At 53.0% G+C, this 24131-nt stretch carries 22 protein-coding genes; 10 read left to right on the top strand and 12 right to left on the bottom strand.

Features of this window, described 5'->3' with window-relative positions; genetic code table 11:
- Positions 1-6: 6 nt before the first annotated feature.
- The 6 genes from DACE_RS02065 to DACE_RS02040 all read right to left on the bottom strand — a co-directional run bounded on the left by DACE_RS02065 (position 7) and on the right by DACE_RS02040 (position 6373).
- A complete protein-coding gene (locus tag DACE_RS02065) occupies positions 7-183 on the bottom strand; it encodes a hypothetical protein (RefSeq protein ID WP_162013578.1) in 177 nt (58 codons plus the stop codon).
- Between the two features lie 149 nt (positions 184-332).
- The gene (locus DACE_RS02060; RefSeq protein ID WP_005997936.1) at positions 333-1640 is read right to left on the bottom strand and encodes a type II toxin-antitoxin system HipA family toxin; all 1308 of its coding nucleotides are present in this window, start codon (positions 1638-1640) and stop codon (positions 333-335) included.
- Positions 1641-1889, bottom strand: a complete 249-nt coding sequence (locus DACE_RS02055; RefSeq protein WP_005997933.1) for a helix-turn-helix domain-containing protein — start codon at positions 1887-1889, stop codon at positions 1641-1643.
- 178 nt (positions 1890-2067) lie between these two features.
- Positions 2068-3219 (bottom strand): GGDEF domain-containing protein, encoded by a 1152-nt coding sequence (locus DACE_RS17755; protein ID WP_198912507.1) that lies wholly within the window; start codon positions 3217-3219, stop codon positions 2068-2070.
- A gap of 327 nt (positions 3220-3546) precedes the next feature.
- Positions 3547-4239, bottom strand: a complete 693-nt coding sequence (locus tag DACE_RS02045) for an endonuclease/exonuclease/phosphatase family protein (RefSeq protein WP_005997928.1) — start codon at positions 4237-4239, stop codon at positions 3547-3549.
- A complete protein-coding gene (locus DACE_RS02040; RefSeq protein ID WP_005997926.1) occupies positions 4232-6373 on the bottom strand; it encodes a VTT domain-containing protein in 2142 nt (713 codons plus the stop codon). Before DACE_RS02040 ends, DACE_RS02045 begins: the two co-directional genes overlap by 8 nt.
- 130 nt (positions 6374-6503) lie before the next feature.
- Here DACE_RS02040 and DACE_RS02035 point away from each other — a divergent pair, with 130 nt between their 5' ends.
- The 3 genes from DACE_RS02035 (at position 6504) to DACE_RS02025 (ending at position 8026) form a co-directional block, all read left to right on the top strand.
- The gene (locus DACE_RS02035; RefSeq protein ID WP_005997924.1) at positions 6504-6962 is read left to right on the top strand and encodes a phosphate-starvation-inducible PsiE family protein; all 459 of its coding nucleotides are present in this window, start codon (positions 6504-6506) and stop codon (positions 6960-6962) included.
- A gap of 364 nt (positions 6963-7326) precedes the next feature.
- Positions 7327-7614 carry a sll1863 family stress response protein gene (locus tag DACE_RS02030; protein ID WP_005997922.1) on the top strand — a complete coding sequence of 96 codons (288 nt, stop codon included), beginning with the start codon at positions 7327-7329 and terminating at the stop codon, positions 7612-7614.
- A 127-nt stretch (positions 7615-7741) separates the two neighbouring features.
- Complete coding sequence (locus DACE_RS02025; RefSeq protein WP_005997920.1) at positions 7742-8026, top strand: encapsulin-associated ferritin-like protein; 285 nt, start codon at positions 7742-7744, stop codon at positions 8024-8026.
- 119 nt (positions 8027-8145) lie between these two features.
- Here the strand turns inward: DACE_RS02025 and DACE_RS02020 are convergent, their stop codons facing one another.
- From DACE_RS02020 to DACE_RS01995, 6 genes are all read right to left on the bottom strand, one after another.
- Positions 8146-8727 carry a hypothetical protein gene (locus DACE_RS02020; RefSeq protein ID WP_005997919.1) on the bottom strand — a complete coding sequence of 194 codons (582 nt, stop codon included), beginning with the start codon at positions 8725-8727 and terminating at the stop codon, positions 8146-8148.
- Positions 8724-9257: a DUF6691 family protein gene (locus tag DACE_RS02015; protein WP_005997918.1), complete on the bottom strand. Its 534-nt coding sequence runs from the start codon at positions 9255-9257 to the stop codon at positions 8724-8726. The genes DACE_RS02020 and DACE_RS02015 overlap by 4 nt, the downstream gene beginning before the upstream one ends.
- A complete protein-coding gene (locus DACE_RS02010; protein WP_005997917.1) occupies positions 9250-9774 on the bottom strand; it encodes a YeeE/YedE thiosulfate transporter family protein in 525 nt (174 codons plus the stop codon). Before DACE_RS02010 ends, DACE_RS02015 begins: the two co-directional genes overlap by 8 nt.
- A gap of 2 nt (positions 9775-9776) precedes the next feature.
- On the bottom strand, positions 9777-10877 hold the full coding sequence (locus DACE_RS02005) for a sulfurtransferase (protein WP_005997916.1): 1101 nt from the start codon (positions 10875-10877) through the stop codon (positions 9777-9779).
- A gap of 285 nt (positions 10878-11162) precedes the next feature.
- Positions 11163-11858 (bottom strand): LuxR C-terminal-related transcriptional regulator, encoded by a 696-nt coding sequence (locus DACE_RS02000; protein WP_040365901.1) that lies wholly within the window; start codon positions 11856-11858, stop codon positions 11163-11165.
- Between the two features lie 218 nt (positions 11859-12076).
- On the bottom strand, positions 12077-12622 hold the full coding sequence (locus DACE_RS01995) for a single-stranded DNA-binding protein (protein WP_005997914.1): 546 nt from the start codon (positions 12620-12622) through the stop codon (positions 12077-12079).
- Positions 12623-13003: 381 nt separating this feature from the next.
- Here DACE_RS01995 and DACE_RS01990 point away from each other — a divergent pair, with 381 nt between their 5' ends.
- From DACE_RS01990 to thiM, 7 genes are all read left to right on the top strand, one after another.
- The gene (locus DACE_RS01990) at positions 13004-15229 is read left to right on the top strand and encodes a methyl-accepting chemotaxis protein (RefSeq protein ID WP_005997912.1); all 2226 of its coding nucleotides are present in this window, start codon (positions 13004-13006) and stop codon (positions 15227-15229) included.
- Between the two features lie 278 nt (positions 15230-15507).
- Positions 15508-17151 carry a ribonuclease J gene (locus DACE_RS01985; RefSeq protein WP_005997911.1) on the top strand — a complete coding sequence of 548 codons (1644 nt, stop codon included), beginning with the start codon at positions 15508-15510 and terminating at the stop codon, positions 17149-17151.
- A gap of 79 nt (positions 17152-17230) precedes the next feature.
- Positions 17231-18019 (top strand): undecaprenyl-diphosphate phosphatase, encoded by a 789-nt coding sequence (locus tag DACE_RS01980; protein ID WP_005997910.1) that lies wholly within the window; start codon positions 17231-17233, stop codon positions 18017-18019.
- A gap of 110 nt (positions 18020-18129) precedes the next feature.
- Positions 18130-20433, top strand: a complete 2304-nt coding sequence (locus tag DACE_RS01975; RefSeq protein WP_005997909.1) for a DNA translocase FtsK — start codon at positions 18130-18132, stop codon at positions 20431-20433.
- Between the two features lie 888 nt (positions 20434-21321).
- Positions 21322-21786 (top strand): NfeD family protein, encoded by a 465-nt coding sequence (locus DACE_RS01970; RefSeq protein ID WP_005997908.1) that lies wholly within the window; start codon positions 21322-21324, stop codon positions 21784-21786.
- 58 nt (positions 21787-21844) lie between these two features.
- Positions 21845-22768: an SPFH domain-containing protein gene (locus DACE_RS01965; protein ID WP_005997907.1), complete on the top strand. Its 924-nt coding sequence runs from the start codon at positions 21845-21847 to the stop codon at positions 22766-22768.
- Between the two features lie 9 nt (positions 22769-22777).
- A complete protein-coding gene (gene thiM / locus DACE_RS01960) occupies positions 22778-23578 on the top strand; it encodes a hydroxyethylthiazole kinase (RefSeq protein ID WP_005997906.1) in 801 nt (266 codons plus the stop codon).
- Positions 23579-24131 lie beyond the last annotated feature (553 nt).

Here is a 24131-nt window from a genome sequence, read left to right as displayed (position 1 = left end):
GGTGTTTTACTCGTCACGCCCCTTTTCCTCTGTTGCCAACGTATGCAACTTCGTTGCAGGTGTTTTTTTGTCCAGCGGCGGCCATTGTTTTTGGCAATCTGTGGCGGTATACTCCATCACCTCGTCGTCGTTGTCTCGACACGGCAGCACGCGATGCAGGGATTTTTGTGCGGCTTTTTTCACATCGCGATCAAGGGGTTTAAGATCTGTAGGGCTCCGGCACATAATTGTCTTTAAGGGCATGAGTGAAGCAAGGAGGGTAATTCTCTCAACGGTGTTGAGACTTTTGGTGCGGCCACGTTGAAAATAGAAATTTAGCAATCTCCATCTCATCAATCCATCCGATCCCGTGCTTTTCTCATCCCCTCAAAGAGAGACGCTGCAATCTCCTCGGGAAAGCCTTGGGGCAGCATGTTCTCCACCTGCTCAATCGCACCATCCAATCTTTCGAGCGTTTCATCCATGATGCGGTTCATCTCTTCCGCGGGGAATTTACACCGTTTGGCCGTGGCCAGCCAATGGCGACGAAACATCCGCTCCCAGTGATAATGGCTGTTTTTTCCCTGGAGCGACATGGCCATGGTCAGCCGTTTTTGATTGAGCTGTTTTTGGACGATCAGGGGATAGGCGGAAATGACATCATAGGCCGGGGTGAGTTGAAAAGATCCTCCAGGTCCCAAGGCAATGCTGAAGTTTTTGCCGTGGCCGTCAATGGCGCCGAGTAGCCAGAACAGGAACACCTGGGTCATAAAGGTGCGGCGGTCTTCCAGGCTGCGCGCTGAGCCCAGCAGCAAGGTCATGATCGCTTCAATGCCGGGGCCGCCATCGGATTCGTATTTCAGGGCCGGCGGTACGTTGAGAGCCTGACACATATCTTCCTGCGGCAGGCGGATTAGCCAGGAGTTGTCCGTGGACCAGCGGCGGTCAAAGCGTTCGACAACCAGGGTTTTCGTGCCTGCAAAATTCATAATTTTACTGTGCGCAGTAGGTAGGCCGTAGGCCGTGAGGATAGCCAGGCACAGCCATTCATTTTCAACGCTGTCGCTTAAGTCCATGCCGCTGTGGTCAATACGGCCAATGGGCAGTTTGAACAGGTGACTGGTCGGTGTTGCTCCTAGTGGACGGTGCCATTGGCCATGGTGGTTAAGCAGTGCGGTTTTTTCCTGAGCTCCGGCGATGGAAATGCGGAAGTCTTTGTCTTGCTGCATGCCCAGCGGCATGGTGGCGTAGTTTTTCAGAGTTTGGGCAATGTCATCGTCCGTGAGAGGTTCCGCTTCGATGTGGTGTACATCCGGCGCGCGGTCTTCCGGGAGGAGTTGAATGGCGCCGACACAATCGCGGCCGATGTGCCACAACAGATCAAAGCCGCGATTGGATTGGGCAGCAAAACGTTTCTGGATACGGTCACGGATCGGTTGACTGTCGGGAAGCAGGTTGTCGAAGTAATTTTCGACGACCTGGCCGGAGTAGACCTGGTCGGTCAGTGGCATGGACAAGGAGAGTCCGCGTCCCGCGCTACTGTTCAGCCAGGAGTCGGCATAGCGGCATTCCAGTCTGCCGCCGGCAGTGCGGGTGAGCTGGCCCACTTTTTCGCCGTTCATAAAAATGAACAGCTCTGATCCGTGTCGTTTGCGGCCCATTTACCAGCGATCTCCCTCGGTTGCTGAGGAGGTTTCGCGTGGCTTGATGATCAGTTCCATATCCAACGCAGCCAAGAGACGAAACAGCGTGTCGAGACGGGCATTGGATTCGCCGCGTTCAATTTTGGATAAAGTGGGCTGATCGATACCGACGGATTTTCCGGCTTTTGTTTGGCTGAGGCCTTTGCGTTTGCGCGCCGCACGCAAAATGAGACCAAGGCTTTGCGGGGATGTTGTTTTGGTTCTCATGGCCACCTCCTTTGGTTTTGGATGTTTTATAGTTATTAAGCTATAAAATAAAAATATAGTCAATACGTTATAAAATGAAAATATAGCTTATTGGCTATATGCGGAGTTTTTTGAACCTTTAACTTTAAGAATTCAAAATGGGCTTGGCCGCTAGATGAAACATTGCTGCCTCTTGGATTTACTCGTCCGTGTCGAAAAGGGGCGTTGCGCGGAGGTCATCGGAGGCTTTGACCGTCTGGTTTCTTCCCGCACGTTTGGCGGCATACAGCGCTTCGTCAACACTTTGCAATAATTGGGGCAGCGATTGTTGTGTTTGTGGCTCCGCGACGCCAAAACTCGCAGTAAGGGAGTATTCATGTTTGCGGGCATAGCTGGCAATTTCCGTTCTGAGCTTTTCTGCAAGATGGAAGGCACCGTTACTGTCAGCGTCGCGGCAGATGATCATAAACTCTTCGCCGCCCCAACGCCCGACAACATCCGCAGATCGCGAAGATTCTTTGAGCAGGGTGGCAATACTCTGCAACACGGTATCGCCGACCTGATGGCCATAGCGGTCGTTGATGGCTTTGAAATAATCCAGATCGGTCATGATTAAAGCAAATGTCCGGTTGTAGTTCTGAAACAGGCTGAACGCGGTTTCGAGTTCTTCATCGAGCTTGAAGCGATTGTAAAGCCGGGTGAGAGGATCTGTGATGGAGCGCTTGGATTGATCAAGGTAGAGCTGGTGGACCTGCTGGTATTCGCGGTTTTTCTGCTTCAAGGCCTGGATGTAGGCATAAATAATCGGCAGGATCGCCAAGGTGAAAATGACAAAGCTCAAAATCGTTTTCAGCGTATTGTTGCGCAACCTAGCGGTAACATAGGAGATATCCAGGTCGGCACCGACAACGTAAGTGTGTCCGGAGGGGGTGCGTATCGGGACAAAGATGGAGCGATAGGTGCCCCAACGGTCACTGAACACCGGCACGTACAACGCGTGATATGGTTCGTTGCGGCGGCTGAAATTGATATGGGATTCTTCAAAGCTCTGTTTCAGCGTGACACTGACATCGGGATAGGCGGTGTAGTAGCGTACTTCGTCGCCGTGTTCCAGCTCATCTTTGGGGGCACTTGAGCTGGTCAAACGGTAGTCTCCGTTGTGGTCACGTATAACGGTGTAGAGAAATTTTATGCCGAGACGGTCATTGAGCTTGGAAAGATTATCGATGTTGCGGTTATCCTCTGCAGAGCTGATGCTGTGTTCACCGACGGCGCGATCATGAAAGTCGTCTTCGAGAACGAAAGGAACAGCCACCGCTGCGGCATAGAGCTTTTCATCGATTTGCGCCAACAGCCGAGTTCGTTCGTGGATATACCCCCAAATGCAATAAATCGCCAAGACGAAGACAGCGAAACTAACGGCTGTCAGCAATTTGATTCTTTCACGTGTCTTCATAGGGGACAGGTGCTTTCAGGATAAGATTCGGTGCAAGCAACAGTTCAGGTGCGTCTATTGAAAAGTCTATAGTAATAATTATTATGTTTATTGTCTATTTTGACAACGTAAATTCTTTTTTGGTTTCTCTGGGGCGAAAAATAGCCCCTTGAGCTGATTAAAGGGGGAGTATGTTGAAAACGTTCCATCCGGTTTCTTTCAGCCTGTAGATCTGGTCTGACATCAGCGGATCTCTGCCACCAGCGGCAAGTGGTCCGACGCATAGCGGACGCTGGTGTGGCGATACACATCCTTTTTTACAAGACATTTCTGTGGCTCAGTTAGTATGTGATCAAGCTGTAGCAGGGGCCAGCGTGATGGGAATGTGGCTGGCGAGTGGATTGGGCCAAAGTGCTGTTTCAGCCTTCGTAGTGGGCGGCCCCAGATGAACCACTCGTTAAAATCGCCCATCAAAACCAGAGGGGTGCGTTCCTTGGCCGTCAGGTGAGTGCAAAGGCGACGGACCTGGTCACGACGTTCTCTCGGCCTTAAGCCGAGATGGGTTACGGCAACGTGGAGTGGACTGTGTTGCCATTCGAGTTCAACGATCAGCAGACCGCGTGGTTCTCTGTTTTTGAAGCTCAGGTCGTAGCGTTCAACGTTGTTGACTGGCAAGCTGGTGAGAAGGGCATTGCCATAGTCGCCACGGGAGCGTTTCATGGTTGGTCCGGCGATGATTTGTTGCCCTGTCTGTGTTGCAAGTCTGTGCAGATCGTCTTGGTCGTTGTCGATCTGATTGTCCACTTCCTGCAATCCAATGACATCGGCGCGGAGTTGTCGGATCACTTTTATGATCCGCGACAGATCGCGTTGGCCATCGCTGCCAACGGCCATGTGAATATTCCAGGTTGCCAGGCGTAAGGAGGTGTCAGTCATTGTCGTGCTCACTTTTCTTCAGTAGGAGTTTTTTGCCTACCAGGAGTACCAGTACGCCTGCCAGCAGAGCCGCAAACGCCAGCAACAGAGTTTGCCAGTCCGGATTACGCAGCGCGCGCTCCAGCCCTTCTTCAAAGATAATGATGGCAAGGATGCCTGGACACATGCCGACTGCAGTGCCGATGATGAAAGAGCGTGCAGAAATATGGCTGGCTCCGGCGGCCATGTTGACAATGGCGTAAGGCGCAATCGGAACAACGCGGATCAGCGAAACAGTCAGCCAGCCGCGACGCGCCAATTTGCGACTGAGCTGGTTGATCTTTTTACCGGCCAGTTTTTGTACGGCGTCTCGCCCCAGCCACCGTCCCAGAAAATAACTGCCTAGCCCACCAATAAGACTACCACTCAGAGCAAGAAAAAAACCGGTCACCGAGTCAAAACTCAGTGCTGTTGCCAAAATCAACAGGTTGATTGGAAACATCAGGAAACTTGCAACCAGATAAATCGTCAGAACAATCGGGACACTGAAAGGACTTTGCCGCACATAATCGGCAGCCGTTGATAAGTGTTCTACGCTCAGCCACTGGTTAAGCGGTGACCAGCGCCACAACCCGCCGAGAAAAAGGGCCATAAGTAGCGTTATTAAAAAGAATAACGCTTTGCGACGATAGCTATGTTTTTCCCCTTCGTCCGACTCAACCGCAATACCGCAATAATCGAGCAGTTGCTCCAAGCCGATTGGCTTTTCAGGATCAGCAATCAATTTCCCCGGCAGAGCACGCCATTCGAGAGGGGTCTCCTCAAGGGGTAATTTTTTCAAGCAGCGTTCATCGTTGCTCAACTCTGAGATGGTTGCCAGCAAAGAGCCATTTTCCGAGAGTATTTTATTTATTTTTTGCGTTTCGCAGCCTAAATGTTCTGCCAGTAAGCGATGTAGCAGACCGCGGATAATGGCAGCACGGTTATTGTCGCCGTCGGCTGCCAGGGCAAAGTTGCACTCGCTGTCAAAGCTCATGGAGCGATTGCTCAAGTTTGCTGAACCAATGGTCAGCAGTTGATCGTCAGCAATCAGAACTTTGCTGTGAACAATGATGAAATCCTCGTTGAGACCAGCTCGGTCGGGATAGCAGATCAACAGTCGGTGATGGGTGTCTGCGTCAAGAAGCCGCTGATGCAGGCGCATGCGTAATATGCCCATGGTCTCTTCTTCCAGCCATCCGGGGCAGTGGCGTGGAAGAACAATAACCAGTTCAGGCCCCTGTGTTTGGCGTAGCGAGTTTTCTAGAGCCATGGCGATTCGGTGTGAGGTTAAATACTGGTTTTCCAGGTAGAGATACTGTTCCGTCTGTTCAATGGCCTGCACATAAAATTCCTCAATTTCACGAACTTCGCTTTGCGCATCGTATGCCGGCAGCGTGCGTAGAATTGCGACCTGCTGTTGGGAAAAGTCCACATCGGCACTGACCGGCCAGAAGTCGTTGGCCTCAGTGTTGGTTGCAGGGGGTGTTTCTCCCGTGGCCCGTTGCCAGCGCCAGCGGGCGATGTCCGCCAGCTTTTGTGCCGCCTCACCTGTCACGAGTACCTGAATATCATGGACAGGGCCATACTTCTGATCATTGTCGCGACGCTGTGGCTGTTGGGCAAGGTGCTCCGATGTGTCCCAGCGAAAACTGGCCAGGTCAAAACCACCGACAAACGCCAGTTGGTCATCGACGACAACAATTTTCTGATGCTGGGATCCTCCGGCCGGATGGGCATCGTCGAGTTCGAAATGAACCCGTTCGTGGGTCATCCAGCCAAAGCTGAGCTGTGACCAGAATTCCCTTTCAAGGGAATAAAAGACAGCGAAGTCCCATTCCAGAACATAGATCTGCAGCTGCGGATGGGTCGTGGCCAGTCGATTTAGTAATTGGCCAAACGTCTCTTCGTTATTTGTGTCGCGACGCAGGCGCACACGACTGTCAACATCCCAGCCGACGATGTAAATGGAATGGCGTGCCTGCTCAAACGCTTCAGCAACGGCTCGATAATACGCTTCGCCATCAATCAGGAAGGCTCCGCGTTGCGCGTTTGTCAGTTGCCAGCAATTCTCTCCCGGGTTGAAAAATGAGTGTTGCTGCTTTTGTTGACCCATTTGGCGCAATCCTTTGCTGGTGGCAGATCCTATTCAGAGGGACACTGCGCATGTTGAAAGTCGGTATTGGGCTTGTTAGAGTTAGCAGACGTAAAAATTAACTTTCAATCACTCTTAAGAAAAGGATGTCATGCAAGAACGCGTTGAAAAGAGCCTTTCCTCTGCAGAGGACATGATTTACATCGCAACTGCCGTTGTGCTGATCGTTGCAGCCATTACTCTGCTTGCTTTTTCAGTCTTTAACTTCTTTGAGGGTTTCAACGGCCATATCGGGCAACAGATCTCTCAGCTTCTTGATGGGTTGTTGCTGGTTTTGATGCTGGTTGAAATTCTCCACACCGTCGGTATTTTCTTGAAAAAGCGTAAACTGGTTATCGAACCTTTTCTTGCCGTCGGCATTATTGCGGCCATTCGCCGTGTTTTGATTATCACCGCTGAGCAGGTCAATCCGACCCCGGAGCATGCCGCAGTGTTTCGTATGACCATGCTGGAGCTGGGGCTGTTGGCTGCCATGATTCTCAGCTTCGTTTTTTGTATTTTTCTGCTGCGTCGCCATGGTCGCGACGAGCCTGTCGAGATGGAAGAGTGATCGGGCTATTTTATTGTCGTTTGGTGCCTGTATAAATTTAATCAATTCCCACCCGATTCTCAACAGAGCGGTTTGCTACCCCAAGGAGTAGCAAACCGCTCTGTTGTTTTAAATGCTCAGCTTGTTAAACTTATCAGTGACTTACCGTTGTTAAACGGTTTTCAGGCACGTCGGACATTGTGCTGTTGGCTTGCGTGAGTGAAAGATTTGCAGTGGATTTTGACATTCTCTAAGAAGGAGTTTTTATGACCCTCGTTGTATTTGAAGAGTTTGGGTTCTAAGCGCAATCCTGCTTAGGTGGCACGAGGACAGTGACTTTTTACCATGTTGTGACCCATTTGAACGCAATCGAGAGGATTTGGTTATGGACAAAAAACACGCCTATGAAGAAAAACTTCAAGCCCAGTTGGATGAATTCAATGCCAGAATTGACCTTTTGAAGGCCAAAGCGGCAAAAGCGGAATCGTCAACAAAGATCAGCTACGCCGATACTCTAGAAGCGTTGCGTATGAAGCGGAACCTCGCCGAGGATAAACTTGATGAGCTGAAAGCGGCCAGCGATGATGCATGGGAAGATCTCAAGGAGGGGATCGATAAAGCGTGGAGTGATTTTAACGCAGCGCTCAAATCTGCGACCTCCCACTTTCAATAGTCCTTTTATTGTTGGATTACATGGTTGGCAGCGCGCCACAAAGATGCCATTGACTCTGCGAGTCGCGTTATTGCCGCCTTCTGAAACCGTGAAATCATGTTGAATAGCAATTGAAAGGATCTGTCGAATGGCAAGTGATAGTTATCACGAACCAGTGAGTGAATTGTCGCTAAAAACCAAAGAGTATCACCGGGCACTGCAATCATTGATGGAAGAACTTGAAGCGATCGACTGGTATAACCAGCGGGTGGATGTGTGCACGGATGAGTCCTTGAAGAAAATTCTTATCCACAACCGCGATGAGGAAATTGAGCATGCGGCGATGGTTATCGAGTGGCTGCGTCGTCAGGATGACGTGTTCAATAAAGAATTGAAGGAATACCTGTTTACCGACAAGCCGATCGGTCACTAACAGGCTGTTGAGCCGAAAGGTGATCGCTCAATATTCTGCTGAGCGGTCATCAAGCAAATGTTCACAGACAAAAACGCCGCCGCGCATTACGGTCAGCGCCGCGGCGTTTTTTTATGGGATTAATAAGGTCCGGGCCCGGCATCAAATTCGATGATGTGGGGGAATCTCTGCCCTGCTCCGGGCTCAGCCTGATGGTAGAGCGGGCTGTCTTGATCGATACGTCCGCCCATATTGTAAATGAACGACGTGGCTGGTTGGTGTCGTAACCAATAGCCCTTGTAGCTTGGACCGGCGGCGTTGTAGGTCGAGTGGAAATGAACAAATTCATTTTTCGGAGCGGGCCGTGTTTGCAGCCACTGCTGCGGAGCGTTGCCGAAAAAAACCGGTTCAATACGGGCATTGCGTGGGGGGAGATCACGGACCTGAGGCAACGATCTGAACTGCGCTTCTCCCGTGAACAGCAGGGTGCCTGCTGGTAGCTGATCGGTGTAAAACTGCCGTTCGTTATAGCACCGGAATGTCAACTTTTTCAGATCGTTGCCGTGAACCGGCTTAAAATAATAGCCGACAAAAGGGCCGAAGATAAGTCGTTGTCCGTCAACGCTGATTTCCAGTTTTGCATAATAACCTCGCGGCATTTCAGCCGCGATGGTGACTGTGGGCAACAATAGAAGGCCAACTATCAACGCTCGAAAGATCATGCTTGTCTTCCCCACAGACGACCAATCAAAAGGATGCCGCCACCGAACAGTAGCACCAAAAATCCCAGTGCAACAGCAGGGTGACCGAACCCGTCCGTCAGGGTGATTTGTCCGAGATTGGTCGGCATATACAGTGCCGGAACCAAAAATTCATGTAGGTGGGCAAAAAACGCTGTACCGACCAGACCGCCGAGCAGGGCGAAAATGGCGTCCATGCGGCCTTCGCCGACAGCAGCCCAGCACGTGCCGGGACAATATCCGGCCAGCCCCCAGCCGATGCCGAAAAGAATGCCGCCGAGTCCGGTAGCCACCAGGCTGGTTGGTAATACCCGGGTGGTGCCGACACCTGTAGCCTGAAGCGCAAACAGACCCATGGCGGAAAAGATAACCACCAGCAACATGAACTGGGGAATGTGGCGTTCTTTCATCAGGTGGGCGAGTACCATCTTCTGTGGGTTGGTCGCGCCGACTCGTTGAATGACAAAGCCGAACGCGATCCCGGAAAAAAGTCCGATCCAGACATCAGTCATGCGTTTGCCTCCTGTGCTTGTAAACGATTCGAGTGGTCAACATGGCGACAGAAAAAATGATTGCACCAAAATAAAGGCCGCTGATTCCAAGTTGGGTGGAGCCTGAAAGAAACAGCCCAAGAGTGCAACCACCGGCCAGTCGAGCCCCAAATAGGATCAAGAATCCCCCGACAAAAGTCGCCAGGTAACGTTTGCCCCGGCTTGGTCCGTAGCATTTTTCCCAGGCGTGCGGTACATCGCTGATGGGCTGCTTAAAACTGCGTCCGCCGATAAAGCCGCCGATCGCCATGCCGAGCACGAAAGCCATTAACCAGGATCCTGGGCCCGGCATCATCCGGTAATGGGCTTTGGATGCGACATATTCGGGTGCGATTTCAAGAAACAGTCCCTTGAGCGTGGTGACAAACCCACTTGAAGATGCCGGGGGACCGAAGCTGGCAAAAATAAAAACCATGATGCCCGCCAGGGCAATGGCACTGGGCAGGATCGACCAGTATGGTGTGTTGGATTTATTCATGGTTAACCTCCACAGGAAATGTAGCCTTTTTTCTGGCTACCTGATGCCGGCCCCTGTGATGTTTTGTTCTGAGCTGGGGGCTGTTGTCCTTTTGTATCGGCTTTTGCTGTTTGCTCAACCTGAGGAGGGGCTTGCCCACTCAGCAAATTGACTGTGGTTTCAGCCGGATAGTAACGCTCTTGTCCCCCCCAGCCGAACCAGGAGTTGTCATAGAGCAGAACATCTTTAAAACCGAGTAGACGCAGGACAAAATAACTGAATGAACTGCGGCGTGCCGAGTGACAGTACGCAATGACGCCTGCCGTCGGGTTCAGCCCTTGATACATCTTGGCCAGATCTGCGTAACTTTTCAGGGTCTTGCGTTCTGCATCTGCCCAGTTGTTCTCGTAGTTGATGTTAAATGCCCCCGGGATATGACCGGCTTTGAGCGGATCCCCATTCAGTCCGGTGTTCAGGGTTTGTCCGAGATACTCGCCTGATGAGCGGACGTCGAGAATCTGATAGTAGGGATCACCAAGGCGTGGGAGGATGAATTGCTCGTCAACCTTACGGCGCAGGTTAATCTCGTCAGTTGGAGCCTGGTAGAGCAGCGGCTCACGTTTTTGTGGTTTGTTAACGACCTTGCCACCGGCCGCCAGCCAGCCATCGATACCGCGCTCAAGGATGGCCATCTTTTTATGGCCAAGCATGTCGAGAACCCAGAAAATGTATGACGCGGTAGCGCCACCATCGCTGGCAACCGAATCGTAAAGTACAATCATGTCGTTACGAAACAGGCCGTGCTCACCAAGAATCTGTTGTGCCTGTGCCGGGCCAACAAACAGGCCCTCCATATTTCGAGCAGGGTCTTCACTGCGGAATGCGCTCCATGGCAATCGGATCGCTCCGGGAATCACCTTGCCGTCAAAATCTTCATCGGTGCGCACGTCAACAATCACCAGCGGTTCTTTTTTCTGGCGTTGCATCAATTCGCTGGCAGTCAACAGGTATTGGCCGTTCGGAAAGGCTTTTTGTCCGGTGGCTGCGGAGGCCAACGCCCACCAGACACCGAGAAGCAGCACCAGGGTGATTGTGGCCAAACGAACACGAAAAGGTTTCTGCATAGTTACTCTCCTTGGAAAATAAGCATTGCCGACGGTGTGGCGTGTGTCACGCTGCAGGCGCAGGACGGTTCTGGCTCTCGCCCGCAATCATTCAAAGCCAATAACGCGTGTCGTCGTTACGGTCTGATAACATGATGATTTAAAAGCGTAACAAGTGACGGAAGAGTGACAATGGACAGTTTGCTACTTTTGCCGGGAGCATTTCGCCTCCCTTTTTTATGCAAATCGTCAAGGGCCGGCTGTTGGCATCTCGTTGCCGTTAAGGATGCTTTGTTGCGCTTCGGGCTAGGATGATTTGATGTGTGTCGGAGAGGGTGCTTCGTTGGAAGGCAGATTGATCACGCCGATCTGGATGGCATATTTGGCCATTTCGGCCGTTGTGTTCAGAGATAATTTTTTCTTGACCGCGGCGCGATGCTTAGCAACCGTCTTGGGGCTGATGCAGAGAATTTCGCTGATTTCATGGGTCTGTTTGCCATTGGCCAGCAGACGGAAGACCTGCTTTTCGCGGTCTGTCAGTAGTTGATATTCGGAGAGCTGGTCAGAGGCATTTTCACGGTGGTCAAGGTAGAATTGGATAATGGCCGGGTTTAACTCCGCACTGATGAAGTAGCCACCCTGGTGAACTTCGCGAATTGCGTTTACCAGCTCATCAATTGATGAACTCTTCAGGACATAGCCTCTGGCACCGGCTTTGAGCGATTCGAACACGGCGACTTCATCTGATTGGCTGCTGTATTCGATGACGCCGAGTTGCGGTTTCTCCTCAAGGTAAAGGGTGATCGCTTCGGGGCCACCGAGTTCGACGGAACAGAGGTCATGCACAACAATATCAATGGGCGTTTTTCGTAACTGCTCCAACCCCTCGACGCCGTTGCTCGCGGTTGCGACAACTTCGATATCGGGGTAGTCCCGCAACAGGTAGTCAAGTCCCTCTTCAACGACTGGAAATTCTGCAACAATCAGAACCTGTAACGTCACAATGAAGTACTCCCTGAAATGGACTTTTTCTCTTGAAAAATAGCCAATGTTCCTATTGTAGCATTTTGCCACCTCGAAAAGTGGCAAAAAGCGCATTGAGCAGATGCGGGAAGCTGAGGTTTTGTTTGGGGCTGTCAATTTTTTTGAAAAAAATCCCCAACCATATAAAATGACTGGGGATAGTTGCTTTATTTCAGCTTTTTCTAGAACACTCTCTACTAGAACGGGATCTCGTCGTCCGGGTTGAATACCGGCTCTTCGTAGACTGGTGCCGGACGTTGTTGCTGTGGCCGCTGTTGTTGGGGCTGTTGCGGTTGCTGGGGTTGCGCTGCCGTGTTGTTGTAGGATTGTTGCGGCTGGCCGCCGTATTGTTGGCCGGAAGTGTTGTCGTAGCCACCTTGACCACCACTCTGATAGCCTCCGCCACCATTCTCGTCGGCGCGACCGAGCATCTGCATCTGGTTGGCAACAATTTCCGTGGTGTAGCGATCATTGCCGTCGCGATCCTGCCATTTGCGGGTCTGTAGAGCCCCTTCAATGTAGATCTGCTTGCCTTTGTGCAGGTATTTGCCGCAAATTTCCGCCAGTTGTCGCCAGGCAACAATGTTGTGCCACTCCGTTTTCGTCTGACGGTTACCGTCGCGGTCTTTATAGGTTTCGCTGGTGGCCAGTGAGAAGTTGACTACAGCGGCACCGGAGGGGGTGTAGCGCAGTTCAGGGTCTTTACCGAGATTACCAACCAGGATCACCTTGTTTACCGACATAAGTTCTGTTCCTCCAGCATAAATTGTTTCGTCAAAATCCCCTCTTTGGCAAGGGGTATGGCTTGGTGTTTGGATTGAATAGTGTACACGTTTGGCCAAATGACTTAAAGGCAATTTTGGCGGCGGCGTGACGAGTGATTTTAAAGAGGTGAGGTGTGGCCAGTTCCCTTGTGTGGCAATATTTCGCCACTGTGTATCATTTGTGGTGCGAACTGTATCGGAATAGAGCGTGTGGCTGTTGTCGTTCACCTGCCGTCGTGGTGGTGAAGGTCTGGAAATGCGGGCTGGAGATGCTTTTAACCAAGTAATATTTTTTAATAAAGTTTGGTATCGACTTTGCAATTGCATAGCTCCCATCACTTATCTTTGGGGAGGAACCGTATGCAATTCAAATCAATTCAATTAAAGATCGCCCTGTTGGCGGGAGCGTGTCTGTTGCTGTGCGCCGCCATCTTGGTCGGCTACAGTCTGACGGCAACGCATAATACACAGGCATATGTTGACGAAAAAGTGTCTGGGCTGTTGGATGAAAATGCCCAAGTGCGCTTGGAGGAGTCGGCCAAAGTCGCCGCCTTCAGCATTCAGCAGGAGTTTGATGTCGCGTTGAATGCGGCGCGCACCATGGCGCATAGTTTTGAGATGTCTAAGCAGGTCGATGACGCGGGTGTTCCTTTGTTAACATTGGACCGTAAAGCGGCCAATGCCATCTTGCTCAATGTGCTCAAGCACAACAGGAGCTTCAATGGCACTTACAGTTGTTGGGAACCCAATGCCATTGATGGTAACGATGAGGCTTTTCGGGTTAAGCGGGATGGCAATAACCCGCAAACCGGCCGGTTTACACCGTACTGGACCCGCGATGACCAGGGGCGCGTTGATGTCCAGCATCTGGTCGAGTACGATTCTGATGCTCTGCATCCCAATGGGGTGGCCAAGGGCGGCTGGTATCGTGTGCCGCAGACCACGCATAAGGAGAGTGTTTTAGGGCCGCTGCCTTACATTGTTCAGGGCAAAAAGGTCTGGTTGGCCACATTGTCGGTGCCTATTCTTCATAACGGCACGTTTTACGGTGTAGCCGGAACCGACTATGTGCTTGATTTTGTCCAGAAACTCGCTGTGGCTGCAGATCAGAAATTGTTCGATGGCCAGGGTGAAGTGATCATTGTCAGCAATCAGGGGCTGATTATTGCCCACAGTGAACAGCCGCAGTGGATTGGGCAGAGTTTTAAGGTGTTCGATGACGATGCCGCTGCCGACCTGAAGGTCATTCAGCAGGGGCGTACCCTTGTTGAGCAAAACACTGAAACAGGTGAAATTAAAGCGATCGCCCCAATCCGATTGGGCAACACCGGCAAGCCGTGGGCCGTGATGATTCGTATTCATTCCGATGTGGTGATGGCGGAAGCTCATGCGTTAAATAAGCAACTGACGGAACGTGAAAGTCGGAATATCAACTGGCTGCTGATCATTGGTGGTGGTGTGACCGTCGTATCAATTGCATTGTTGTGGTTTTTTGCCGCGAGCTTGTCCAAGCCGGTGTTGCGTGGGGTTCGCCTGGCTGAGGAGATTGCCCAGGGGCGTTTCGACAGCCGCCTGAAGATGACAAGTCAGGATGAGATTGGTCAGTTGGGCCGAGCTCTGGACAGTATGGCAGACAGCTTGCAAGAAAAAGCACGTCTCGCCGAAGAAATTGCCCATGGTAATCTCGATGTCGATGTTCAACTGGCATCAGAACAGGATCAGCTTGGTCTGGCATTGCAACACATGACCAACAGTTTGAATGATTTGCTAGGTCAGGTGTCCATCAGTGTTGAACAAGTGGCGGCGGGGAGTTATCAGGTGTCTGATTCCAGTCAGACTCTGTCGCAGGGGGCGACAGAGCAGGCCAGTTCGCTGGAACAGGTCACCAGTTCCATGCAACAGGTCGCGTCTCAAACCGATCAGAATACCGAAAATGCCCGTGAGGCCAGCCGCTTGTCGGATGAAGCTAAAAATAGTGCTGAAAGCGGTAATGGTCAGATGAAAGAGATGGTCGCGGCTATGGGCGATATCTATGAGTCGGGTCAGAATATCTCTAAAATTATCAAGGTGATTGACGAAATTGCTTTTCAGACCAACCTGTTAGCCTTAAATGCCGCTGTTGAAGCGGCGCGGGCCGGTCAACACGGCAAAGGATTTGCCGTTGTCGCCGAAGAGGTGCGCAATCTGGCGGCGCGCAGTGCCAAAGCGGCTGGTGAGACAGCTGAGTTGATCGAGGGTTCGGTATCGAAGACGGAAAAAGGGACCGAGATCGCCGAAAAAACCGCTGTGGCTCTTGATGAGATCATGACGGATGTCAATAAAGTCAGTGCCTTAGTTGGTGATATTGCCATTGCTGCTGAAGAGCAGGCGCAAGGGATCGGCCAGATCAACCTGGGGTTGGGACAGATTGATCAGGTGACTCAGCAAAATACAGCGACTGCAGAAGAGAGTGCCTCGGCCTCCGAAGAGCTTTCCGCACAGGCGCAACAGCTCAAACAGATGTTGTCCCATTTCACCCTGCGCACGGAGAACGCTTCTGCTGCAAGGCCATCAGGCAATGGTGTGCTGAAACTCGGCATGGATTGATCCGCGATTATTCCCTGCCACTACAAACAAAAGAGCCTCGACCAGCTGTGTCGAGGCTCTTTTGTTTGTAGCCTGTTCAGCCATGATTAAGCCATTGACTCGTTTTAACGGCTGACCTAAACTGACGAGTCAGGTTGGTTCATGATTTTCCGTGAATAATCAATACCCTATCGTGAGCTCTGTCATGACGGTTGAATCTCTGGCAATGGCAGGGCCGACCTCTATCTCCGGCGAGTGTTGTGACGCAAACCTCTCTTCACAATCCAGATCAACTGACGATGCTGCCTCTGGGGGGCCTCGGCGAAATCGGTCTTAATATGATGGCTCTGGAGTATGCCGGAAAAATTGTGTTGATCGATTGTGGCTTGATGTTTCCAGAAGCGCACATGTTGGGCATTGATCTGGTGTTGCCCGATGTCAGTTGTTTGGAAGAGCGCCGTGAGGATATCTGTGGCCTGGTGATTACCCATGGACATGAAGACCATATCGGGGCGATTCCGTTTCTTTACGAGCAGCTCGGCCGGCCGCCGCTGTTTGCGACGCGGTTGACTCTGGCTCTGTTAAAAAAGAAACTTGAAGAGTTTGAGCTGAACCTTAATCAAAGCATGACGCAGATTGTTCCGCGAGAAACCTTTGATGTGGGGCCCTTTACCATCGAACCGTTTCGGGTTGCGCATTCTGTTCCGGACGGTGTTGGCCTGGCGGTTCGTTGTGGAGCTGGTTTGGTCGTCCACAGTGGCGATTTCAAGTTGGATGCCACGCCTTTGGATGGCCAGTCTACCGATGTCGCCCGCTTGGCCCAATACGGTGAAGAGGGTGTGCTGTTGTTACTGGCGGATTCCACCAATGTGGAAACGCCCGGCTTCGCTGGGTCGGAACGGGATGTGGGACCACGCTTTCGTGACATTATGGAGCAGGCGAATGGTATGGTGTTTGTCGCCACCTTCTCATCCAATATTCACCGGGTTCAACAGGCGGTGGATGCCGCTCTGGCCTGTGGACGTAAAGTGGCTTTGTACGGGCGCAGCATGGTGAGTAACTGCGGGGTTGCTCGTGTCTACGATGCCTTGACCATCCCGGAATCGGAGCTGATTGACGTGCGTCAGCTGGCGGATTATCCGCGCGATCAGGTGGCGGTGATCACCACCGGTAGCCAGGGCGAACCGCGCAGTGCCCTGGCACGCTTGGCTGCAGATGATCATCCTCAGTTTGCCATTGAGGAGAACGATTGCGTTATTCTGTCGTCGCGGTTTATTCCCGGCAATGAAAAAGCGATCACCTCAGTGATTAACCAGTTATACCGGCTCGGTGCCGAGGTGCATTATCAACGTACCAGTGGTGTTCATGTGTCGGGCCATGCCAGTCGCGAAGAGTTGAAACAACTGCTGGCTCTGGTACGACCCCAGAGTTTTATCCCCATCCATGGTGAATTCCGCCATCTGATGCAACATGCGCGTCTGGCGCAGCAGGTGGGGGTAGCACAAGAGCGCAGCCTGGTGGTTGAAAACGGCCAGCCGGTGCTGGTCAGCGCACATGGCATGAAGCTGTTGGAGCCGGTAGAAACCGGAAGGGTGCTGGTTGATGGAAAAGGAGTTGGCGATGTCGGCATGATGGAACTGCGCGATCGCCATCGTCTGGCCCGCCATGGCACGGTGATGGCAGTACTGGCCGTGAGTCGCAGCAAGGGGACGTTGCTCCATGGGCCGGAGCTGGTCAGTCGCGGTTGCCTGCCTGAGCCGAACAGCGATGTTTTGTTGGCCGAGGCGGCCGAGAAGGTGCGCGATATGCTCGGCGAGCATCATCTCTCATCTTTAACGGATTGGGATGATGTGCGGATCGAAATTCGTCAGACACTGACGCGGTTTTTCAAGCGCCGCTTGCAGCGCCGTCCATTGGTGCTGCCGGTTATCATACAACTTTAAGGGCACGCAGTGCACCTGGCGCTCGCATCGATAGTTCACCTCTTGCGAGGGTATTCATTTTAACGAGGTCGTTGGATTCATGAACCTGATTCACGCACTATTGCTTGGCTTGCTGCAAGGCGCCACCGAATTTCTGCCGGTATCCTCTTCGGGCCATCTGGCCATCGCTCAGTATTTCATCAAGGGTTTTGAACAGCCGGGCGTGCTGTTTGACGTGGTGCTGCACTGCGGCACTTTGTGCGCGGTGCTGATCTATTTCTGGAAAGATGTCTGCTCATTACTGACGGCCCCCTGGGCTTCGGGAAACGACGGTGTTGTCCGGCGCCGTTTGCTGTGGTTGATAATTGCCGGATCCGTGCCCACGGCGATTATCGGGTTGACGTTTAAAGATGCTTTGACCTCGGTGTTTCACAATATTCCGCTGGTCTGTGCCATGCTGTTGGTCACTGGAACCATTTTGTTTGCTGCGGAACGCTGGCGCCGTGGAGCCCGTAGTCAGGAGCAACTGACCCTGGCCGATGCTCTGATCACCGGACTGGTCCAGGGCTTTGCTATTTTGCCCGGCATCTCCCGTTCGGGATCGACCATTGCTGCCCTGCTGTTTCGCGGTGTTGACGGAGCGGTGGCGGCACGCTTTTCATTTCTGCTGTCCATGCCGGCTGTTGCCGGGGCGACGTTGATCTCACTCAAGGATCTGGACGGCTTGGCTGCCGGGCAACTGCCCTTGTATCTCGCCGGGGGCGGCATGGCGTTCGTCAGTGGCCTGTTGTCGATCCATCTGTTGATGGCCGTGGTACGCAAGCGTCGCCTGGCGGCATTTGCCCTCTATTGCTGGGGTGCCGGAGCGGTGTTTTTTATGCTATCGTAGGACGTGGATAAAACAGAACGCAAGTCCGTGTTTTTAAAGGCGTTGAAAACACGTTGTCAAACCAGTAACACCGCTGAAACCCGGTCTGGACTAAAAGGATTCAAGCCGCTATGGATGATGATCAACAAAGCAGTCGCCGTGAACATCTGAAAAAAGAGATCTCCGCTCTGTTCTGGGCGGCGCTGGGTGCCTACCTGTGCATCTGCCTGCTCTCGTTTGACAACGGTGATCCGTCTTTCAACAATAATCTCCATCCTGAGGTGATTCAGAATTTCGGTGGGCCCATCGGTGCCCATCTGGCTGACCTGTTCTATCAACTGTTTGGTCTGGCATCGCTGCTGTTGCCGCCCGCATGTTTCTTCTTTGCTTGGCGACTGTTTCGCTTTCGCGATCTGCATCCGCGTTGGTACAAGGTTGGCGCGTTTCTGGCCATGGTGTTTGCCCTCGACGGCCTGATTGCGCTCAAAGTCGGAGAGGTCTCCCTCATGGGCCAGACCATTTCCGAGGCCGGGGGCGCCATTGGCCGCCTGCTGGTCGATATCCTTGCCGGAGCGCTGAATATCGGTGGCGCAGCTCTGGTGCTGGTGGTGTTCTTCCTGGTGTCCACCATGTTACTGACCCGTTTTTCTCTGGTGCTGTTTCTCGAAGGGCTCAGCGCGCGGTTGGCGGCACGACTGGAGCGACGCCGGGAACGGCGTGAACAGAAAAAGGTTTCCTCCGGTAAGAAGAAAGCGGATGGCCCGGTGATTGCTGCACCGACGGCACCGATCACCAAAGCAGCGGCCCCGGCCAAGCCGACCCGTAAGAAAAAAGCCCGTAAAGAGGTGCCCGCCGAGCAGGAATCGTTTGATTTTCTCGAAATCACCGGCAACTACCAACTGCCCTCGTTGTCATTGCTCGATTATGAAGGGGAGCCGACACCTCCGGCGGACCGTGAAGCACTGATGGCCATGGCGCGGATTCTCGAAGCTAAACTCAAGGACTTTAACGTCGATGGCGAGGTGGTCGAAGTGAAGCCCGGTCCGGTGGTGACCATGTTTGAGTTTTCTCCGGCGCCCGGTATCAAGGTCAACAAGATTGCCGGTCTGTCAGACGACCTGTCCATGGCGCTGCGCGCCACGTCGATCCGCATTGTCGCCCCGATCCCCGGTCGTGGTGTGGTGGGAATTGAGATCCCCAACAATAATCGCGAGACCGTGTATCTCAAGGATATTCTCGAATCGGATCAGTTCCGCAAGAGCGGCGGCCGTCTGCCCATGGCGCTGGGCAAAGACATTTTTGGCCAGACCTGCGTCAGCGACCTGGCCAAGATGCCGCATCTGCTAGTGGCCGGTTCCACGGGCAGTGGTAAGTCGGTGTCGATCAACACCATGATCCTGTCGCTGTTGTATCGCGCCAATCCCGAAGATGTGCGGATCATCATGGTCGACCCGAAGATGCTCGAACTGTCCATCTATGAAGGGATTCCCCATCTGCTGTTGCCGGTGGTCACTGATCCGAAAAAAGCTTCGCTGGCTCTGGGCTGGGCGGTGCGTGAGATGGAGCGGCGTTATCGGCTGATGGCTGATAAAGGTGTGCGCAATATCGACGGTTACAACAAGAAGATCGCCAAGGAAGAAAAAGACAAAGAACGGTTGGCACGTCTTGAAGCTGCCGCTGCGGCCAGTGAACTGTCCGGCGAGGAGATGCCGTTTGAAGACGAAGCGCAGGCCCCTCTCGATTTGCCGCCAGCCGCTGAAGAGGAACTGGATCACGGTCATCTGCCCTATATTGTAGTCATTGTCGATGAGCTGGCCGACCTGATGCTGGTGGCCGGGCGTGAGATTGAAGAGCATATTGCCCGTCTCGCCCAGATGGCGCGGGCCGCCGGTATCCACCTGATTCTGGCCACTCAGCGTCCCAGCGTTGATGTTATTACCGGTCTGATTAAAGCGAACTTCCCGACACGCATTTCGTTCAAGGTCTTCTCGCGCATCGATTCCCGTACTATCCTCGACACCAGTGGCGCGGAAAACCTGCTCGGCATGGGTGATATGTTGTTCTTGCCACCGGGGACCAGTACATTGCAACGCGTTCATGGTGCGTTTGTTTCCGAGCTGGAAGTGCAAAAAGTGGTCGACTTCCTCACTAAGCAAGGCAGTCCTGATTACGATACCACCATCCTGACACCGCCGCCTTCTTCTGGTGGAGACAGTGATGAGGACCTCGAATACGATGAGCGTTGGGACGAAGCCGTGGCCCTGGTGGCCCAGGCGCAGCAGGCGTCGATCTCCATGGTTCAGCGACGTTTGCGCATCGGCTACAACCGTGCGGCGCGGATCATTGAGAAGATGGAGCAGGAAGGGATTGTTGGTCCGTCGGACGGGACGAGTAAGGGGCGTGAAGTGTTGATTCAGTCCCATGATAATGATTGATTCCGATGGTGAGCGTTTAAGTCTTTTGGGCGTCTGAAGTGAGTTCCAGCAGCTTTAGCATTCATTTTAGGTGGTTCGCAGAATGGATCAGATTGCCCTGGCGAACCTTATCCGTCTGCATTGATGGTACCCCTTCCGCGCCTGCCGTCGGGTCCCTTTTGTGTTGACAAAAGAGACGGAAAAACGACCCCTGACCATTGTGCCCTTTAGGTTCCCTCTCTCTGTTCACTTACCCCACGATGTCGGCAAAACTCGCCCAGTCGGCATCAGTCCTCAAACAGTTTGCCGACATCCATCGCGGTGACGTTCACTCCGTTCGGCGCTGCTGAACGGGGGAGCTTGGTTGCAAAATCAGAAACAGTGGCGAGGGAGATGCCACGGAAGAGATAGAGAACGGCACAGGTTTGTTCTCAACGTTTTATGCCAGAGTTGATGCGTAGCAGGATTCGTCGTTCTAACAGGCTGTTGAAAAACAGCCTATGGAGCCCATGGACGGGCGACCAAAATCAAGGACATGTTTTCAAGTGCTTGATTTTGTAAGCAAGACGGAAATCGCATTTTCGGCTTGCGTCGTTGAAAAGGCCCCGGATGGGACTTTTTCAACACCCTGCTAAAGGGCGGTGAGCCGAATTCGTCATGTAAATGGGAAGTCAACTCAGTGTCAGTGGGTTTGCGACTCCTCGGAGCGCCGGGTCTAAAAGTCGGTTTTGATTTTGGTCTTGGGCTGGAGATTTAACCGATCCTTCATTTTTTGCAGACATGGTTGTGCTGTACTTGACCAATCGCAAGTGCTATGAATATTCTTTCATATTTGAAATTGTCACGATCCGCTGGCCGATGCCATTTCAGGCGGATGAATCCTCTTTTCCGTAAGAAAGGAGCAACACCATGGAAAGCTTGTTAACCCCGTGGCTGCTGTGGTTTGTCGCCGGAGTCGCTCTGGCTTTGTTTGAGCTGGCCGTGCCGGGTTTTATCCTGATCTTTTTTGGTGTCGGCTGTATTGTGGTGTCCGGCGTGTTGCTGGTGGTGGATCTCACCGTTACGGAACAGGTGTGGTTGTTTGTTGCTGCTACCATTGTCAGTCTTCTGGCATTGCGCCGCTATGCCATGCGGGTATTTTCCGGTTCGCAGGATGTGAATCCGGAAGATCAGCTGATTGAGCAACCGCAAGGGACTGGCAAGGTGGTCGATCGCATCACTCCGCAAGCGCCGGGCCGCGTGGCCTATCGTGGCTCGTTCTGGGATGCCGTGTCCACGGCGACTTTGGAGCCGGAGACCATGGTCAAGGTGAACGGCTATGCGCAAAATTCCCGCACGGTTCTCAATGTGGAGCCTTTGGATTCTGCAGAATAATTGAACCCTGCCAACATCCTTACCGTCAATCTATTTGTGTTAACACAAGGAGCACTCTATGAATCCGTCATTGGTTGCCGTCATTATCTTTGCTGTTTTGGTCATTGTCGTCCTGGTCAAAACAGCGGTTATTGTTCCGCAGAAACACGAATACATCATCGAACGGTTGGGGAAATACAGCCGTACCCTTGGTGCCGGTTTTCATATTCTGTTGCCGTTTATCGACAAAGTCGCATACCGCTTCATGCTTAAGGAAGAGGTGGTCAATATTGCCAGCCAGACCTGTATCACCAAAGACAACGTCACTGTTGAAGTTGATGGTCTGATCTATCTGCAGGTACAGGACAGCAAACTCGCGGCCTACGGTATCAACGATTACCGCATTGCCTCCGCGCAACTGGCTCAGACCACTCTGCGTTCCTGCATTGGTCGCATCGATCTCGATAAAACCTTTGAAGAGCGTGAAAATATCAATGCTCAGGTGGTTCAAGCCATTGATGAAGCGGCCCAGAGTTGGGGGATCAAGTTGCTGCGTTACGAGGTGAGCGACATCGTGCCGCCGCAGTCGGTCAAGCAGGCCATGGAGGCGCAAATGACCGCTGAGCGGGCCAAGCGCGCCGAGATCGCCAAGTCCGAAGGGGAGCGCCAGTCGACCATTAACCGTGCTGAAGGGGAGCGTCAGGATGCTATCCTCAAGTCAGAGGGTGAAAAGCAGCGCATGATCAACGAAGCCGAAGGTCGTGCGGCGCAGATTCGTGCCGTGGCCGAAGCGACGGCCCAGGGGTTGCATATGATCGCCGAGCAGCTGAAAAGCCCTGGTGGTTTGGATGCCGCTAATCTGCGGGTTGCCGAGCAGTATGTGGCGGAATTCGGCAAGCTTGCCAAAGAGTCCAATACGTTGATCGTGCCAAGTTCGGCCAGCGATGTGTCCTCCATGGTCAGCCATGCTATGGCCACCCTCAATACGTTAAAAAAATCGTAAGGAAATCGCGTGATCTCGACTGAAACTCTGTGGCGGGATATCGAAGCCATCCGAGAACAGGCACCGCTGGTGCACAATATCACCAACTTTGTTGTCATGAACACCACGGCCAATGCGTTGCTGTCTCTGGGCGCGTCGCCGGTGATGGCCCATGCCGCTGACGAGGTGGAGGAGATGGTTGGGCTGGCGTCAGCGCTGGTGGTCAATATTGGAACTTTGAGCCAGATGTGGGTCGACAGTATGGCCAAGGCGATTCCGGCGGCAGCGGCGCGCACCATCCCCATTGTGTTTGATCCGGTGGGGGCCGGTGCCACCCGTTTTCGTACCGAGAGTTGTTTGCGGTTGATGGGGCTGGCGCAGCCAACGGTGATTCGCGGCAATGCCTCAGAGATCATGGCCCTGGCCGGAGCCCAGGTGCAAACGCGTGGCGTGGACAGCGGTGCCGCTGTTGATGATGCCCAAGGGGCGGCCCGTCAATTGGCCCACCAGTGGCAGTGTGTGGTTGTGGTTAGTGGTGCCAGTGACCTGATCACCGACGGTGAAGCCCTGTGGTGGGTGGATAACGGCCATGCCATGATGCCGCGGGTGACCGGGCTTGGCTGCACCGCTTCGGCGTTGGTTGGGGCGTTTTGTGCGGTTAATGATCAGCCGCTGACGGCAGCTGCGCATGCCATGAGTACGTTGGGAATATGTGGAGAGCTGGCTGCGGAAAGTAGTGTCGGACCGGGTTCGCTGCAGGTGGCGGTGATTGATGCGTTGTATGGATTGACGCGTGAAGAGGTTGAAAGGCGGTTGCGGGTGAGAGGGTAAGAAGACTCTGGTGGCACGCGGGTTTTTGTGGTTCGTGGGGTGGTCAGGTTGCTTTGGCGAACTTCATCCGTTCTCGTGGCCTGGTCCCCACGTGACGTGGGCTTCCGCGCCCGCACTTCGGGGCACTTTTGCGTCGACAAAAGTACCGCAAAATCGACTCCCGTCATTGCGCCCTTACGGGTTCCCTCTCTGCGTTCACTTACACCACGATGTCGGCAAAACTCGCTACCGCTCAAACAGGTTGCCGACGACCATCGCGCTGACCGTTCTCTTCGTTCGGCGCTGCTGAACAGGAGGGCTGGGCTGCTTAATAACACACGACTGCAGGGCGGGCACCGTCCCGCCCGTTTGATTGGTGCCACACCAGAGATAGGGCGCGACTTAAGGTTATTATCAACGTTTTACGCCAAAGATGATGCGTTGCACGATTCGTCGTCCTAAAGGGCGGCGAGCCGAATCCGTGACGCATAACGGAAACAAACTCATTGTCGGTGAATCCAGGTTCAGGAGGTGTTTAGCCGGTTTTTGCATCCTTTTGAGCGGCCAGTCAAAA

It is taken from the genome of Desulfuromonas acetoxidans DSM 684, assembly GCF_000167355.1.
In the GTDB taxonomy this organism is placed as follows: Bacteria; Desulfobacterota; Desulfuromonadia; order Desulfuromonadales; family Desulfuromonadaceae; genus Desulfuromonas; species Desulfuromonas acetoxidans.
Note: the sequence above shows the minus strand (reverse complement) of the source record. Positions and strands in the feature narration are given on the sequence as shown.

What these genes read in the sequence shown, in the direction of transcription:
- DACE_RS01990 (WP_005997912.1), top strand. Translation starts at nt 13,004, where the DNA reads ATGCAATTCAAATCAATTCAATTAAAGATCGCCCTGTTGGCGGGAGCG.
- DACE_RS02015 (WP_005997918.1), bottom strand. Translation starts at nt 9,257, where the DNA reads ATGACTGATGTCTGGATCGGACTTTTTTCCGGGATCGCGTTCGGCTTT.
- DACE_RS01965 (WP_005997907.1), top strand. Translation starts at nt 21,845, where the DNA reads ATGAATCCGTCATTGGTTGCCGTCATTATCTTTGCTGTTTTGGTCATT.
- DACE_RS02010 (WP_005997917.1), bottom strand. Translation starts at nt 9,774, where the DNA reads ATGAATAAATCCAACACACCATACTGGTCGATCCTGCCCAGTGCCATT.
- DACE_RS02020 (WP_005997919.1), bottom strand. Translation starts at nt 8,727, where the DNA reads ATGATCTTTCGAGCGTTGATAGTTGGCCTTCTATTGTTGCCCACAGTC.
- DACE_RS01980 (WP_005997910.1), top strand. Translation starts at nt 17,231, where the DNA reads ATGAACCTGATTCACGCACTATTGCTTGGCTTGCTGCAAGGCGCCACC.
- DACE_RS02045 (WP_005997928.1), bottom strand. Translation starts at nt 4,239, where the DNA reads ATGACTGACACCTCCTTACGCCTGGCAACCTGGAATATTCACATGGCC.
- DACE_RS02040 (WP_005997926.1), bottom strand. Translation starts at nt 6,373, where the DNA reads ATGGGTCAACAAAAGCAGCAACACTCATTTTTCAACCCGGGAGAGAAT.
- DACE_RS01970 (WP_005997908.1), top strand. Translation starts at nt 21,322, where the DNA reads ATGGAAAGCTTGTTAACCCCGTGGCTGCTGTGGTTTGTCGCCGGAGTC.
- DACE_RS02030 (WP_005997922.1), top strand. Translation starts at nt 7,327, where the DNA reads ATGGACAAAAAACACGCCTATGAAGAAAAACTTCAAGCCCAGTTGGAT.
- DACE_RS02060 (WP_005997936.1), bottom strand. Translation starts at nt 1,640, where the DNA reads ATGGGCCGCAAACGACACGGATCAGAGCTGTTCATTTTTATGAACGGC.
- DACE_RS01995 (WP_005997914.1), bottom strand. Translation starts at nt 12,622, where the DNA reads ATGTCGGTAAACAAGGTGATCCTGGTTGGTAATCTCGGTAAAGACCCT.
- DACE_RS02005 (WP_005997916.1), bottom strand. Translation starts at nt 10,877, where the DNA reads ATGCAGAAACCTTTTCGTGTTCGTTTGGCCACAATCACCCTGGTGCTG.
- DACE_RS02055 (WP_005997933.1), bottom strand. Translation starts at nt 1,889, where the DNA reads ATGAGAACCAAAACAACATCCCCGCAAAGCCTTGGTCTCATTTTGCGT.
- DACE_RS02025 (WP_005997920.1), top strand. Translation starts at nt 7,742, where the DNA reads ATGGCAAGTGATAGTTATCACGAACCAGTGAGTGAATTGTCGCTAAAA.
- DACE_RS01985 (WP_005997911.1), top strand. Translation starts at nt 15,508, where the DNA reads ATGCTGCCTCTGGGGGGCCTCGGCGAAATCGGTCTTAATATGATGGCT.
- DACE_RS01975 (WP_005997909.1), top strand. Translation starts at nt 18,130, where the DNA reads ATGGATGATGATCAACAAAGCAGTCGCCGTGAACATCTGAAAAAAGAG.
- DACE_RS02035 (WP_005997924.1), top strand. Translation starts at nt 6,504, where the DNA reads ATGCAAGAACGCGTTGAAAAGAGCCTTTCCTCTGCAGAGGACATGATT.